The organism is Neptuniibacter sp. 2_MG-2023 (genome assembly GCF_030547495.1).
Classification (GTDB): domain Bacteria; phylum Pseudomonadota; class Gammaproteobacteria; order Pseudomonadales; family Balneatricaceae; genus Neptuniibacter.
Genome location: NZ_JAUOQC010000015.1, coordinates 22,475 through 39,495 on the forward strand (window position 1 = coordinate 22,475; position 17,021 = coordinate 39,495).

At 41.7% G+C, this 17,021-nt stretch carries 7 protein-coding genes; 5 read left to right on the forward strand and 2 right to left on the reverse strand.

Going from position 1 to position 17,021, the window contains the following annotated elements; all coding sequences use genetic code 11:
- Window positions 1-53 precede the first annotated feature (53 nt).
- Entirely contained in the window at window positions 54-641 is a 588-nt protein-coding gene (locus tag Q4486_RS13480; protein ID WP_303519779.1) for a YiiX/YebB-like N1pC/P60 family cysteine hydrolase, read from the reverse strand.
- 228 nt (window positions 642-869) lie between these two features.
- Between Q4486_RS13480 and Q4486_RS13485 the strand changes: the two genes are divergently transcribed.
- On the forward strand, window positions 870-1,964 hold the full coding sequence (locus tag Q4486_RS13485) for a DUF3524 domain-containing protein (protein WP_303519780.1): 1,095 nt from the start codon (window positions 870-872) through the stop codon (window positions 1,962-1,964).
- Here the strand turns inward: Q4486_RS13485 and dbpA are convergent.
- Complete coding sequence (gene dbpA, locus Q4486_RS13490) at window positions 1,961-3,337, reverse strand: ATP-dependent RNA helicase DbpA (protein ID WP_303415146.1); 1,377 nt, start codon at window positions 3,335-3,337, stop codon at window positions 1,961-1,963. The genes Q4486_RS13485 and dbpA overlap by 4 nt on opposite strands.
- A 227-nt stretch (window positions 3,338-3,564) precedes the next feature.
- Between dbpA and Q4486_RS13495 the strand changes: the two genes are divergently transcribed.
- From Q4486_RS13495 to Q4486_RS13510, 4 genes are all read left to right on the forward strand, one after another.
- Window positions 3,565-4,791, forward strand: a complete 1,227-nt coding sequence (locus Q4486_RS13495; protein ID WP_303519782.1) for a UbiH/UbiF/VisC/COQ6 family ubiquinone biosynthesis hydroxylase — start codon at window positions 3,565-3,567, stop codon at window positions 4,789-4,791.
- A gap of 93 nt (window positions 4,792-4,884) precedes the next feature.
- Window positions 4,885-7,143, forward strand: a complete 2,259-nt coding sequence (locus tag Q4486_RS13500) for a type I secretion system permease/ATPase (RefSeq protein ID WP_303519783.1) — start codon at window positions 4,885-4,887, stop codon at window positions 7,141-7,143.
- An 82-nt stretch (window positions 7,144-7,225) separates the two neighbouring features.
- On the forward strand, window positions 7,226-8,725 hold the full coding sequence (locus Q4486_RS13505; RefSeq protein ID WP_303519784.1) for an HlyD family type I secretion periplasmic adaptor subunit: 1,500 nt from the start codon (window positions 7,226-7,228) through the stop codon (window positions 8,723-8,725).
- 278 nt (window positions 8,726-9,003) lie between these two features.
- Window positions 9,004-16,818, forward strand: coding sequence for a putative Ig domain-containing protein (locus Q4486_RS13510; protein WP_303519786.1), 7,815 nt, complete (start codon window positions 9,004-9,006; stop codon window positions 16,816-16,818).
- Window positions 16,819-17,021: the final 203 nt, after the last annotated feature.

Sequence of the window (17,021 nt, forward strand, 5' to 3'; positions counted from 1 at the left end):
CACCTTCGGGTGGTTTTTTTGTTTAGGCTATCGCTGATTTTTTGCTCGTAGGTTTAACATGCACTAAAGACTGTTTTGAGTTGAGGATCATTGAGCTGGCTGGCCGGTGTAATGGTTTTTCGCTGCCAAGGAACAAAGCCTAAGTACCAGCAGCGCCAGAAGTTAACGCTAGCTTGAGGGTTTTCTTGTAGCAAGGCTTCTAGCGTTTGCACTTTACCAATCTCAATCCCTAAGGCTTCTTTGAATATATGGTGGACAAACTTTGAGCAAAACTGACGCTTTGAATCGTATTTAAAACCTAAGTGGTAATAAATCCCCATTTTCTCTTCTGCGGCATATTTTAGTTTATCAATCTGCTTTTGATTGAGCCCCTCTTTTACCCGCATAACACTGACTTCGTTATTGGTTGTTCTAGAAAGAAACTTGCGTAAAGGGCAGCGTGTTACTTTAGGGACTGCGCTTTCCAGTACATACCATTGATTATTTTCTTGGACAATAAAGCCCACATGTGAGGTCCAGCTTCCAGTGCCTTTGGCGACTTGGCGATAGAGAAAGCTATCAATCGAGATGAAGATAATATCGCCTTCTTTAACTTTATTAGTGATCTCTTTTTCAAGTTGATCCAGTTGTTGTGTATTCATCTCTGCTATCTCCTGCTACTTACTTAATATTTAAACGTCATCCGTTTTTTGTTGGAGCAAGTATTAATTTTATCTGCCTATAAGGGGATTAAATTTCAACAAGTCGCGTATATTGATACTTTATGGTGCATTTAGCTCTATAGGTTGGGTGCAAATAAAAGGGGGAGGGGTAAAATGCCAACGACTTAACAGCGGTCATTTTAACGAACGGAGTTGGCTAGTTTATTTATGCGCATTTTACTATTGTCTGCTTATGATGCTGATAGCCATGTTTATTGGCGAGAAGGACTGGTCACACACTTATCTGAATATCAATGGACAGTACTTAAGTTACCGGGTCGATACTTTAGCTGGCGAATGAGAGGGAATAGCTTAAGCTGGGCTTTCTCTGAATATGAAACACTCTCCCAGCCGTATGATTTAGTGATCGCTACGTCGATGACCGACTTATCCTCCTTGCGGGGTTTTGTTCCCTCTTTGGCTAATACGCCTACCTTGGTTTATTTTCATGAGAATCAATTTGCTTATCCAAGTTCAGGTAAAGAGTTTAAGAGCGTAGAACCCTGTATTTTGAACTTATATACGGCATTAGCAGCGGATTATTGCTTGTTCAACAGTGAGTATAATCGGAAGACAATGTTAGAAGGCGCGGCAGCTTTACTGGCTAAATTACCTGACCAAGTGCCTTTAGGTTTAATTGAAAGGATTAGGAAGCGCTCCTCAGTGCTGTCTGTCCCTTTGAGTGATGATAGTTTTTTGCCGAGTACTGCTATAAACGGCGAGTTTACTATTACTTGGAATCACCGTTGGGAGTATGACAAAAACCCTCAATTACTCTTAGATAGCATGCGGTTGTTATCTGATTTTGATGTGGATTTTACGCTCAATATTGTTGGTCAGCAGTTTCGGAAGATTCCTAAACAGTTCGATCTACTTAACGCGTTATTGGCTGATAGGATAGGGCATTGGGGCTATATGCAGTCGCGCTCGGCTTATCAGCAGTTGTTACAGCAATCTGATGTGGTTCTATCAACGGCCTTACATGATTATCAAGGTATTGCTGTACTTGAAGGTGCTGCTGCAGGTGCGTTTCCTGTTGTCCCTGATAGGCTCGCTTATACCGAACTGTTCCCTGAAGGCTGTCGCTATAGTGGAGAGGATGAGGCTGAGACGCTTGCGCTTTTTTTAAAGCAATTGATTGATTATAAGAAAGCTGGGAGCGGGCTTGAATGTGTCGATGTTTCTCATTTGAACTGGACAGTAATGGCGGACCATTACCGTCGTATTATTCAGCAGGTTGCATCAGGTAATCTGGTTAATTAAAGGCGGCGAGTATTAAATTTACGGCCTTTAATTTTGCCTTTATTTAAGCTCTCTACTGCAGATCGAGCCACTTTAGCATCAACAGCAACGTAAGCGACATAATCTAGTACGTTGATCTTGCCGACTTGGCTGCCATCAATACCGGCATCACCGGTCAGAGCACCGAGAATATCGCCTGGGCGTACTTTGTCTTTTTTACCGCCCGCAATAGAAAGTGTCGTCATAGGAGGCTTGCTAGGAACAAAGTCTGCTTTGGCGGTAGGTAAAGGCGTCACACTGAATTCAGTCTTTAGATATGTCTCAATTGCCGCTACTTTATAGGCTTCTGATGGCTGATAAAGGTTGAGGGCGATCCCCTGTTTTCCTGCACGACCAGTACGGCCAATACGATGGGTGTGTACCTCAGCATCGCGGGTGATGTCATAGTTTATTACACAGGGTAACTCGTCAATATCAAGGCCACGTGCGGCCACATCCGTTGCAATCAAGAATGAACAGCTGCGATTGGCAAACTGCATAAGCACTTGGTCACGCTCTCGTTGTTCCAAATCGCCGTGGATTGCTCTAGCGCTATAGCCCATCGCTTTTAGGTGTTGTTGAACATCGTTACAAGTTTGCTTCATATTACAGAAAATTACTGCAAACTCAGGTTGATAGTTACTGATAATATCTGTCAGGTTATTGAGCTTATTTTCTTTGTTAATCTCAAAGAAATATTGCTCAATTTGGTTTTGGCTATGGGTTGATTCAACTTCAACTGTCACAGGGTCTACTAGAATATCAGCGCTAAGTTTAGCGATTGATTTAGGGTAGGTCGCAGAGAAGAGTAGTGTTTGGCGCTTTTTGGGTGCATGGGAGATGATATCCCTAATATCGTCTGCAAAGCCCATATCGAGCATACGGTCGGCTTCATCTAAGACAACTGTATGGACTTGCTCTAAGCGTAAGGTTTTCTTGCGAAGGTGATCTTTGATGCGTCCTGGCGTGCCTACAACAATGTGAGCACCATGCTCTAAAGAGCCAATCTGTGGCCCGATAGACTGCCCGCCACATAAAGTTAAAATCTTCACATTCTCTGTAAAGCGTGCAAGTTTACGCAACTCGTTAGCGACTTGGGTGGCAAGCTCACGGGTAGGGCAAAGCACTAGTGATTGTGTGGCAAAGTTCTTTGTCTTGAGTTTTAGTAGCGTGCCAATACCGAAAACAGCTGTTTTACCACTGCCAGTCTTGGCTTTGGCTATTAGATCCTTACCTGCAAGAAGTTCTGGTAATGCTTGCTCTTGAATTGCGGTCATATGTTGATAACCCAAGCTATCTAAGTTGGCAAGCATCGATTGGGGCAGGTCTAAACTGGAGAAAGGGGTATTGGACACAGTAAGCTCATTTGGAAAGAATTAAAGATAAGTGGATTATAAATCAAATTCGTCTGCTTCGGAGAAAAAAGCGTCGTAAATCGTCTTTAAGGACAGAATTATTTATAAAGCTTGAGGTGAAAAAGGGATAGCTTAGAAGATTCATTATTTTCCGGCTCCTTTTCAAGAAGTCAGTATTTTTTTTGCGTATACTCGTGTCTGCATTTAACGATGATTTGGTAGAAAAGATGAAGACTCGATATGACGTTGTGATAGTAGGCGGTGGCATGGTTGGTGCGACAATCGCTTGTGCCTTAGGTGGTAGTAATCTATCTGTGGCGGTTCTTGAAAATCACTACCCTGCGGAGTTTGATAGTGAGCAGCCACACGATCTACGTGTTTCAGCTATTAGTGTAGCGTCTCAAAATATCTTACAGAAGGTTGGAGCCTGGGAAGGTATATTATCGCGCCGTAGTTGTCCTTATCGTCGTATGAAAGTGTGGGAGGCGAGTGAAGAGAAGGCTGCTACAGAGTTCGTTTCAGATCATATTGGCTGTGATTACCTAGGCCATATTGTAGAAAATCGTATCATTCAATTAGCTTTGCTAGAGCGTTTGCAGCAGTTTGATAATATCGACCTTATCTGCCCTGCAGGTATTCAAGAGATTGATTACTCTCCTGGTAGCAGCATCATTCGTTTAGATAATGATCGAGAAATTATAGCAAGGCTTCTGGTTGCGGCCGATGGTGGTGAGTCAAAGGTACGTTCAGCGGCAGGTATTGGCGTTAATAAGTGGGATTATGAGCAAAGTGCATTAGTTGCCTCAGTTACAACCCACTATCCGCAACAAGATATCACTTGGCAGCAATTTACTCCTACTGGGCCTTTAGCCTTTCTTCCACTATCTGGTAATCACGCATCTCTGGTTTGGTATAACACCCCAGATGAGATAAAACGGTTAATGGCATTGCCTGATGATCGCTTTATGGCTGAATTAACATCGGTCTTTCCTGACTGTTTAGGGAATATAGATCAACTCTTAGGACGTGGCGCTTTTCCACTAAGACGACAGCACGCACAGCAGTATGTACTTGAAGGTGTAGCCTTAGCAGGTGATGCTGCCCATATGATCCACCCGCTGGCAGGCCAGGGCGTTAACATAGGTTTGTTAGACGCTGCTGCACTCGCTGAAACACTACTTGCTGCTGCTAAGACGGGTGAAGATATCACTGAACTAGAGGTATTGAATGATTACGAAAAACAACGCCGTCAACATAACCTCATTATGATGCAAACCATGGATCTGTTTTATCGTGTCTTTAGTAACCAAAGCGGTCCATTAAAACTACTGCGTAATCTAGGTTTAGGTATTGCGGGTAAAGTGAGTCCTGCTCGAAATAAAGTGATGCGCTTTGCTATGGGGCTAGAAGGGCCATTGCCTGCTTTGGCAAGATCAGAAAATACCCGATCGTAACAAACTTTGTATGCTTAGTATCATTGTTTGTTCTACTAATTCAAACAGTATACAATTCTTGGCTACTTCAACAAGGACTCGTTGTCGCCCGTTATGGAATCACAGGCAGATACCTCTATAGATAGCGGCTTGCAATCATTAATTGCAATCTCTCGTTTTCATCAGCTACCGGCCGAAGCGCCACAAATACAGCATCAATTTGGTGTGCCTGGAGAGCTGTTTGGTAATACAGAAATACTTCGTGCTGCTAAATCATTAGGTTTTAAAACGCGCGAATCTTCCCTTTCTTTTTCTAAACTCAACAGCGCTGTTCTTCCTGCCATTTTAGTGACTCATTCCGGTGAATACCTTGTGTTGGCTAAAGTGGCACATGCGTCGGAAGTTCGTCCAGCACCAGCGACGGACGATGAAAATCAAGGTGTTGGGGGTGGAGATGAGAGTAAATCTACTAGCGAAGGTAAAGTATTAGTACTTTTCCCAGATAAACAGCAGCCAGAGCAGTTAAGTGAATCGGAGCTGATGGAAATCTGGGCAGGTGATATTATTTTACTGAGCAAACGAGAGGGGTTGTTAACCAGTTTTAAAGAATTCGATATTAAATGGTTTATACCAGCGCTCTTAAAATACAAAAAGTTTTTTACTGAAGTCATCATAATATCGTTTTTCTTGCAGTTATTCGCATTGGCAACGCCACTGCTCTTTCAAGTGGTGATGGATAAAGTTTTAGTTCATCGCGGGTTTACTACACTGGATGTACTTGCTTTTGGTTTTGTTGCTATTGCGGTCTTTGATGCAATCTTGGGAGGCTTGCGAAATTATGTGTTCTCGCATACTACTAACCGTGTTGATGTCGAGTTAGGTGCGCGGCTCTTCAATCATTTGGTCTCGTTGCCCCTTGCTTACTTTGAATCTCGTCAAGTAGGTCAGAGTGTTGCCAGAGTTAGAGAACTTGATACGATCCGTAATTTCATTACGGGCACCGCATTAACGCTAGTCATTGATCTATTTTTTACCATCGTTTTCTTTGCTGTAATGTGGTTTTACAGCCCCACGCTGACAATCATTGTTTTACTGACGATCCCTTTCTATATAGCGCTCTCGATCTTTATCACGCCTATCTTGCGACATCGATTAGATGAGAAGTTCAAACACGGTGCAGAAAATCAGGCATTCCTTGTTGAAGCGGTGACCGGGGTTGAAACATTAAAAGCGATGTCTGTGGAGCCGCAGATGCAGCGTAAGTGGGAAGATCAACTGTCAAAATATGTGACAGCGTCCTTCCGAACTCAAAACCTGAATAACGTTGCCAATCAAATTGCTGGTTTTATCAGTAAGATTACCACCGTCCTGATTATTTGGTACGGGGCGCATTTAGTGATTGATGGTCAATTAACAGTAGGACAGTTGGTTGCGTTTAATATGATCGCAGGGCGTGTTTCTGGGCCGATTCTTAAGTTGGTGCAGCTTTGGCAGGATTTCCAGCAAGCAGGCATCTCTGTTAAGCGCTTAGGCGATATCCTCAATACACCGACTGAACCTGGCTATAATCCTAATCGCAGCACCCTGCCTAAGCTAGAAGGCAAAGTGACATTTGAACACCTTAATTTTCGTTATCGCCCCGATGGGCCGCGTATCCTTAATGATATCTCCCTAAACGTAAAACCGGGAGAAGTGATCGGTATTGTGGGCCGCTCCGGTTCAGGTAAAAGTACCCTGACTAAGCTCATTCAACGCATGTATGTGCCCGAAGGTGGTAGAGTACTCATTGATGGGGTAGATCTCGCCATGGTCGATACTGCATGGCTGCGCCGCAATATTGGCGTGGTCCTGCAAGAAAACTTCCTATTTAACCGAAGTATTAGAGAGAACATTGCTCTGGCAAATCCCGGTCTGCCAATGGAAGCGGTTGTTCAAGCGGCAAAGCTAGCCGGTGCACATGAATTTATTCTTGAACTGCCTGAAGGTTACGATAACTCGGTGGGTGAACATGGCTGTAACCTATCCGGTGGTCAGCGCCAGCGTATCGCTATTGCTCGAGCGCTGATTACAAATCCAAGAATCCTATTGTTCGATGAGGCCACCAGTGCCTTAGATTATGAATCTGAACGAATCATCCAGCAAAACATGCACGCGATCTGCCATAACCGTACCGTATTTATTATTGCGCATCGCTTAAGTACGGTACGCCAATGTGACCGAATCATTGTAATGGATAAAGGTCGCATAGTAGAAACAGGTGATCATGATGAGCTTATAAAGCAGCAAGGTTACTACTATCAACTAAACAGTATGCAAAGTGGTATAGGTAAGCCGTTAAGGCCAGTAAAGTCAGGGAGTGAGCCTGTAACTTAAGTTTGAATAAGGCCGTCACTAGTTAAGGGTTAACTAGTAAGGGTAATAAATTAAGCTAAATTAACAAGGAATCGTTAACTAGATGGAAGTAGTCAAAAAACTCCATAGTCGCTGGCAGGAGCGTGCCAATATGGGAGATAACGATTTAGCCCGGCAAGAGTTGGCTTTTTTGCCTGCAGCGTTAGAAATAAAGGAAAAACCTCCGCACCCTGCCAGCCGGGTGACGGCGTATGTGTTATTAGCCTTATTTACTATTGGTCTCGTTTGGGCCTGTGTGGGTGAAGTCGATATTGTTGCCACAGCGGAAGGAAAAATAATCCCTTCTGGACAAGTGAAACTGATCCAACCTTTTGAGCGGGGAGTAGTCTCCAATATTTTGGTAAAAGATGGGCAGCTAGTTAAAGCGGGTGATCCATTAGTCGAATTGGATAGGGGACAAACTGGAGCCAATCAAAAGAGGATAGAGCAAGAAGTTACGCAGAATAGATTAAATATGCAGCGGCTCGGTTATTTTAAGCAATACCTTGATCGGCAGGCAGGTTTATCCAACCCCGCATCTGAAACACACCCCACTGAGCAAAGCGCGAAGTCTAATCAAACGCCTAGCCATAACCCCGTATTAACGAAAGATAAGCAATCAACTATAGCGACTAAAACACACAGCTTAGTTTGGCCTGAGGCAAGCAATTACCAACAACAGCAACAAACACTACTTCTTATGCAACAGCAAGAAAACTTTCGCGCAGAACAGTCCAGGCTCTTTCAGCTAATTATCGACAAAGAAGCAGAGCAACAGGTCAATGCTGCTCTGATAAACAAACTGAAAGGCACACTGCCATTGATCAGTCAGCGAGTAAGTGCGCTTAAAAAACTGATGCAGCAAAAAATGGCGGCACGGGTTCAGTATCTAGAACTAGAGCAATTAAGAATCGAACAGCAGCAAGATCTCATCGGTGCAAAAGCGCGTAATCGTCAGCTAAAAGCACAGTTTGATGAGTTAAAACAACAAAACCAAGCGTTAATTGCACGTACCCGAAGTGAAAACCTTCAAGAGCTGTTGCAAACGGATAGAGAATACTTGAGCCTTGGCCAAGAACTGAATAAAGCGAATGATTTGAATAAAAAGCAGATCTTAACCTCACCTGTTAATGGCGTTGTACAAGAGCTAGCCATCCATACCATTGGTGGTGTAGTGACTGAAGCGCAAACCTTGATGAAAATTGTACCCGAAAACCAACAGCTTGAGGTCGAAGCCTGGCTGGAAAATAAAGATATTGGTTTTGTGTCCACTCAACAAAGTGCTGAAGTAAAGATCCACACCTTCAACTTTACTAAATACGGCATTATCGATGGGCATGTCGAAACGATCTCAAGCGATGCCACTGTCGATGAACAACGCGGGCTGATCTATAAAGCTAAGGTACTGTTAACCAAAAATAGTTTAATGGTAGATGGGCGAGAGGTTCCATTAGTGCCGGGAATGGGTGTGAGTGCAGAGATTAAGATAGGTAAACGGTTGTTGATTGAGTATATAACTGCGCCGTTGCTTAGATATAAAAGTGAAAGCCTTAGTGAGAAATGAAATCAATATATTCTTTTTATACGTAACTGTTTTATTGATTTGACGTTAAGTGTCTGGTTTTTGAAGAAGCAGGGCTTGGAATTTTAGGTAGGTTTTTTATTGAAATAAATAAAGTAATAAATGATGTTTTTATTCATTATTAAAGTTATACATAAAATAAAAAACATCATTTTTAGAATGTTGCTCTGATGTTAAATGATGTTTTTTGTTGGAATGTTTGTTGTTTTTAAAAAACATATAAACCCCGTTGGGTGGGTTGTTATTTATGAGGGATTATTATGAGTGGTGGTATGCAAGGAAGTGTTAAAGAGTTAGATATTTTCTTTGATGGTCATTATGCAGGAACAGACTTTATTTTAAAAGTTAATACGCTGACTGAATCAGAGGATGATATTGATGTTATTGTTAAAATGCTTTCATTGGCAGAAAGTGTTATGTCACTCATTGATAAAGCATTACCAAAAGCCGTTTCGAAAACACTTCCTTTTGTAGACATAGCCAATGAACTGAGGATTATTAATAATGATTTGGAAAATAATATCCAGCCTGATCATGAAGCTATATTAACTATAGAGGCTGGACTTGCTTCGATTGTAGGATATGGTGCCGCAGGGATTATTACATTAGTTGGCGCGCCAGTGGTTGGTTCTCTAGTCGCAATTGCTGCCGGAGCGTTAACAATAGGACTCACTGTTTATGCATTAACCCAAGAGGGTGAGGATATTCCTGATTTTCAAAATTTAATGCTTGATTTAGCTTTAGAAGCAGCTGATTTTCTGCAAGATATTGAGGATGCATATGGTTACTTTACTGCAGATTTTGCTTTAAGTAATGATGTACCGATTGATGAAGCAGTTGATTTTCTTCGTCTTTTTGTTATTGCTGAAAGTCAACTTCAGCTATCAGATGATTCTACTGATGAAATAAATCAAGCGATTAGAGCATTATCTCCAAGTGATAAGGGGGGGGGGGAAGAATTTTTGCGAGCGCTGGGGGGGATATTTAATGTTGATATTGGAACTATAAATGATGAGGATGATTTTATAGATGAGGTTTTTCACCTTTATGATGAACTACGTAATAGCTTTGATAGTTATGAAGATTATCAAAACTTTACGTTAAATTTCATTAATTTATCAAATAAAAATTATGATGAGATAAATGATTACTTAATTGAAAGTGATGATTTGTCTAAATCTGTAAAGTATGCACTATTAGAAATGAATAGCTTTGCATTGAGTCATGATAGTCTTTATACGGATTCCAGTATTAACGATTTAGATCGACAGTTTGAAGGTACTCCCTATTGGGAAGACCGTTCTAGATTTTTATCACTATATCTTACTGCGAGGCTGAATTATTCAACGATATATACAGGTACAGTTGAAGGAATTGATGGCGATATAGTTTTTCTTGATAAAGAAACAGGTAAAACAGTTCAGAATTTTTATGTATTAAACCCATCAGCCGCTAGAGTTATTTTTTCATCTGTAGAAGGGGGCGTCGTTGGAGGCAATGTAGGCAGTGACCGATTATACGGGAATATAGGTAGAGACACTCTATTTGGCGGGGAAGGTTCAGATCACTTATATGGCGGAGACGGCATAGACTTCCTTATTTCGAACAATGCTGAAAACCAAGATGATAATGCCGTAGATAAACTTTTTGGTGGTAAAGGTCAAGATATTTATTATATGGGCGGAGGAGACATTGCCGAAGATGAAGAAGGTAATGATGTGTATTTCATCAACACTGAATCAGCCAATGGCCAACGGATAGTTATTGAGGATCATGATGGCGACGGAAAACTTATTATTAATGGAGTCGCATTAAATATTGCTTTAAATGTCGGCCCGAATCAATGGAAAAGCGTTAATTTAAAATTATCTATGTCTGGAACATCGTTAATTATTAAGGACTATGATAACAATGAGATAGAGCTTATAAACTACAAGCCAGGCGATTTTGATTTTCATATTGATTATGACACTATCTTGGTTGACCCTAATAATATTGGAACGGTTAATGATGATGAAATAGAAGGGACGAATAGTAATGACCTGATAGATGGATTAGCTGGAAACGATATTATTTTAGGGTATAGCGGTAGTGATACTATTGAAGGGGGGGCTGGAACGGATTTACTGCGAGGAGGCGATGGTGACGACTATCTTTTTGCAGGTAATAAAGAAGATCAAGAAATAGCTTTTAATATTGATTTTATTGAAGAGAGTGAAGGCGCGGATTTTTTAGGGGGGGAAGGGGGAGATGACCTCTTAATTGGAAGCAAGAATGCAAATTGGATCAACGGCGGCGCGGATAGCGATAAAATTTATGCGGGTGGTGGAGATGATATTATTTTTGGGGACTCCGAGCGTGTTCCCTTCGATTTAGAAGACTTCGCGGTAACTGGGGACCTCATTCACGATGCTGTTCGTTCAGGAGCTCATAACCCATTCTTTTCTGGCTCAGATACTATTTTTGCAGGTGATGGAAATGACAAGGTTTGGGGGCAAGCGGGTAAGGATTTTATTTATGGAGAAGATGGAGATGACCTGCTGCAAGGTGATCTAGTTGGTACAGATGCGAATGATCTTCCCGTATATGATCATGGTGATGATTTCATCTATGGTGGAGCCGGAAATGATGTTATTGACGGGCATGGAGGTAGTGACCATCTTTATGGCGGTGCTGATGATGATTATATTAACGGTGATTTTCACTACAGCATCTTTGCTGCAACAAATCATGGCGATGACTGGTTATATGGTGATGGCGGCCAAGATACCTTAGTAGGTCAGGGTGGCAGTGATCGATTGTATGGTGGCGAAGGTGACGATGTTTTATATGGTGACCATGGAGACTATTCATCACAAAATTCCGGTAATGATGAGTTAGATGGCGGAGCCGGAGATGATCATCTGATCGCAGAAGGTGGGGATGATAAGTTAATAGGTGGTACTGGAGTTGACTATCTAGAAGGTGGAACAGGTTCCGATACGTACTACTTTGAATTAGGCGATGCCATCATTGTTGATGGTGTTGCGGATAGCATTACTGATACGGCAGGCGAAATCAACAAAATTGTTTTTGGTGCAGGCATTAAGTTAGAGGATATTAACCTCAATATTATTGGTAATGATCTCTTCGTAAGTTATTTGGGCGAAGGCATTTATATTAACAATGGTATGCTTGGTGCTGTTGAGTCTTTTCAATTTGATAGCTCAGCCACGACTTTAAGTCATGAAGCACTTATTGGTTCGCGTTATATAGATCCACGTTTCGATTTAGGTTCTACCGGAGATGATTATCTTATTGGTGGCGCTGCGCAGAACACGCTGTTTGGTGGACAAGGGAATGACACATTAGTAACCGGTTTTGGACCTAGCAATTTATTTGGCGAAACTGGTAATGATACGTTAATTCACCAAGGTGGCGTATCAAACCTTGAAGGGGGCGATGGGGATGATAGCTATATTATTAATCTCGGTTCCGGTTCAGATGTAACTATACAGGATACATTAGGTGTCAACAGTCTAAGTTTAAATGCAGATTTAAATGAAACAACTTATTTCAATATGGTCGGTAGTGATCTGATAATCAAGTTAGGTGATAATCAGATAAAAGTTCCCAACTGGAGCGAATCCACATTTGCTAGCTACACCCTTACAGATGGCACTGTTCTGACTCCGTCCGATATACAGCTTCGTTTGAATACAGCGCCTGTAGCTGGCGAAGTGGTAGATGTAATAGTTGAGGAGGATTCTGAATTGGTCTATTACTTAGATTCAGGCCTTTTTTCAGACCCTGAGTCCGACTCATTAAGCTATCAAGTATTACAATCTAATGGTGAGCCACTACCTACGTGGTTAACTTTTGATCCAGATGTCAAAGCGTTACATGGTGTCCCTTTAAATGAAGATGTCGGTTCTATTTCTATAGACGTTATAGCGACTGATCCTGGTGGTTTAACTGCGATAAACACGTTAAATCTAATTATACAGAATACTAATGATGTACCGGTTGCGATTGATGATGCGGTCGTTCCTGTTGCTTACGCTCTTACACGTTTATATGTATCTGAGTTTGATCAGGCATTTGATTTAGAATACCCCTTTAATCCGGAAGACTATCAGTCAGAAGTATTTTTAAAACAGATAGGTGATCAGAGAATACTGTTTTGGAATACTACTTCAACTGGTGTAAGTGGGGAGTCTACAGGGTGGTGGTTCCAAGCCGTTGATGACGCTGGAGTGCCGATTGGTGAAGCAGAAAATTTTGAAACATATAATTACGAAATCGTTCAAATTGAAGAGACGAATAATGGGCTATCAGTTGTTTTAAAAGAGATAGAGTTTGTTGACGGTTTTCCTATTAATAGTTATTACCGACAAGAAATTGATGAAAATTTTTCAGTTGGGCCACTAGATGAATTAATTGTTGATAATGATTTTTTTCTTAATGCTGTTGCTGCAGGAGTTGATTTACCTTTAAGTGAATACCGAGCAGGCCTTCGTTTTTATTACCATGGATCGGCGATTGAGGGTGTAAGCGCGGTCATTACAACCGGCGAATCGAATCAGTTTGTAATGGAGCTTAATTTAGATATTGCGTATGATGAAAATCATTCAATATTAGCATTAGAAAATGACAAATTTTTCGTTAAATCAACCCAGAAGCTAGAGGAGGAGGGAGGTGACGGGACTGATGTTTATCTCCTTCTTGTTGATATACAACAAGGAACCGTATCTGAGAAACTTCGTTTGATAACCCTTCTATCCACCCAGGATTATGTTGATCTTGAGATTGTTGCTCTTGGTTCAGGTGAGCAGGGTATATTCGTTGCGTACAAAGAATTGGTAACATCTTCGACATATAAATTAATGGGGCAGTTATATGACTTGTCAGGTGTGGCAATTGGAGAAGCGGTTGCCTTCTATGAAGGCTCAATCGATTCGACTATAGAGTTAGATGAAAGTAATATCATTTCCATTGGCGGTAATATAGTTGCTCTCTGGCCGAATCTTGATCTAGCCAGTGGCAATGAGTATACCAACAATAGTTGGATTACTATGTCGACTATAGGGTTACAGCGCGATCTTAACAGTACTATCCTAATTTCACCGCTTGAAAATGATTTCGATCCAGATTCCATTCATGTTGATGAGATGCTGTCTTTAGTTAGTGCTGAAATTATTTCAGGCTTCGGTAAAATTGAAATTGTTGGAGATCAAATATCGTATCAGGCCATAGGTAAATATGATTATCTACCTGAGGGGCAAAGTGAGCAGGTAACTATTGAATATACCATGGCTGATGACAATGGTCTTGAGTCTAAAGCTATGGCAACGATTCATCTCTCTGGGGAAACTGATTATAACCTCGGAGGTTTGGAAGAGTTCATTGACCTATTTCCTGTTGCAGGTCATAACCAGGTTGAGACTGGCAATGGGAATGATTATGTAAAAGTGGGAGCCGCGCAAAATTCGAGTGTGTCTGTTTTTACTGGGCAAGGTAATGATGTTATTTATTCAGATATATCTTCTACGGGTTCTAGTTATTTTTATCAGGGCGGCTTAGGGGATGATCGCTATATTTTTGGTGGTTTTAGTGGTGTTCAGTTCAATGGTATTTACTACATTAATGATATAGGAGGTAGTGATAGCCTTGAAGTTGGACGTTCTTTTAGTAGCTTCACCCCCAGTTTAAGTTTAGGCTCGTTAAAAATCACATTTGACAACCATCCTATCGAATTTCATTTAGAAAACTTTGATCCTAATGATGTTTTAGGTGGTCCTCGAGATATAGAAACGTTTGTATTCAATGATATGACTCTCAGCTATGAAGAGTTTGTTGCTCTCGGTTTTGATCTTAATGGTGATAGTGAGCATAACCATATTACAGGCACTTCGGTGGTAGATCGAATTACGGGAGCGGAGGGTGACGACGTTCTTGAAGGCGGAGAAGGTAATGATGTTTATATTTTCGGTCTAGGGTCAGGTCAGGATCAAATTGTTGATATTTTAGGAGAGAATACCATTCTATTAGAGGGTGGTTTACTACTAGCTAATCTTGAGTTTTCTTTAAAAGGCGGTGATCTTGAGATTATTCTCTCGCCGGATGATGTCATCACGGTATCAAATTGGGCTAACTATAGTTCCACATCTATTAGTCGTATAGAGGCAGATGATGGAATTATCGTTGCGAGTGAAATTGAAGATATAGTAGCTCTGTATGATTTCATACTAAATCCTATTAATGATATCGACCTTGTGGAGGATATTGACTCAGCGTTCTTAGATCTTAATCTGTATATTCAAGGGGCCGCTTCGATCGCTAATATTGAAGTGATTGCATTGAGTGATGGTTTACAACCTGATTGGCTGTCAGTTGACCTCGAAACGGGCATTGTCAGAGGATCTCCTGAGAATTCCGATGTAGGTGCAGATAACTATTTATTGCGTGTAACATCCGAGTCAGGCCAAGTGTTAGAGCAGACAATTAATATTGCTGTTCATAATGTGAATGATGCACCAGAAGTAGCTTTAATGTTGAGCCATCAGTCGACAGATGAAGATATTGAATTCACTTACGCCCTACCTGAAGGTTTATTTACGGATGTTGATGCAGGCGATCAGTTATCGTTGAGCGCTACCTTGGCAGATGGTTCGCCTTTACCTTCATGGCTAACCTTCGATGTAACTACTTCAACTCTTTCAGGAACACCCGATAATGGCGATGTCGGGGATTTATCTATCAGCGTAACGGCGACAGACTTAGCAGGTGCATCCGCATCGCAACTGTTTAGCCTTGTGATTAATAACGTTAATGATAGCCCTGAAGTCAATATCGCATTAATCGACCACACTACGGAGGAAGATACGGCATTCACTTACACCCTACCTGAAGATTTATTTACGGATGTTGATGCAGGCGATCAGTTATCGTTGAGCGCTACCTTGGCAGATGGTTCGCCTTTACCTTCGTGGTTAATATTCGATGCGGCGAGTGCAACGTTCTTAGGTATTCCAGAGAATGAAAATGTTGGCTCCATTTCTATAGAAGTTTTAGCGACTGATTCAGGTGGTTTAACGGCGACAAGTACGTTAAATATTAGGGTGAATAACACAAATGACAAACCTTTATTATCAGGGAGCATTGATGATATTTCACTTACTTTAGGTCAAACGTTTAGCTTTGCGATTCCTAGTTCTCTCTTTGCTGATGACGATGTAGGCGATGAGCTATCTATTAGTCTGACCTTGGCTGATGGAGAGCCACTTCCCTCATGGCTTAAGTTTGATTCAGAGGCGATGACGTTATCAGGCACCCCCGCCTTAGAAGAGCAGGGGGAGGTATCTATTCGGGTTATCGCAACTGATCTCGGTGGTGCTCAGGCCCAAGTCGATTTCGCTATTAATGTTGAGCCAAGTGAAGGTCAAATTGTTGGGACCGCTGCTGATGATGATTTATTCGCATTACCCCAAGGCTCAGAATTGTTTTCAGGGGCCGGGAATGATCATTTATACGGTGATTCTGGAGACGATAGTCTTTTCGGGGGAAGTGGAATGGATGTGTTGAACGGTGATTTCGGGAAAGACAAACTATACGGTGGCAATGGCAGCGACGTATTGAGAGGTGGTTTGGGGCAAGACATATTAGTGGGTGGCGCAGGTAAGGATTATTTGTCAGGAGGTTTCGGTTCAGATCAATATGAAATAGGTAAAAACTCAGGTGAAGATCAAATATATGAAGCTGCTGGTTCAGTCTTGGGTGGTTCGGAAGATCAAATAGTATTTGTTGATGGTATAACGGAAGAAGACCTTTGGTTTGCAAGAGACGGCTCTGATCTTGTTGTGAGTCAAATAGGTACAAATGATTCGATAATAATTAATAGCTGGTACGACTCTGATGAACCGCGAGTTGAAAGTATGATAGCTGATGGTCAAGAGTTAGATTATTCTGCTATTGATGCCTTGGTCCAAGCAATGGCTGTATTTGATGCTCCAACGGGCGCTGGAGAAGAGATCCCTCAGAATGTGAAGGACCAGTTACAGCCTGTGTTGGCTGCAAGCTGGCAATCTACTAGTTGAAAGGTATGTAGGCTCTGAGTAAAACCCCGTAATTACGGGGTTTTTGATTTCTACTTAGCAGCAGTGACAGTACGTTGGTAAGACGATGGTTTTAAATTTAGGGGAAAGGTCAATTGCTACAGGCAAAAAGGCACAAAAAAAAGCCGGTCAGGGCGACCGGCAAAGGATATAGGCTGAATTAACCAGCCAGAGTAGAGAAGTGG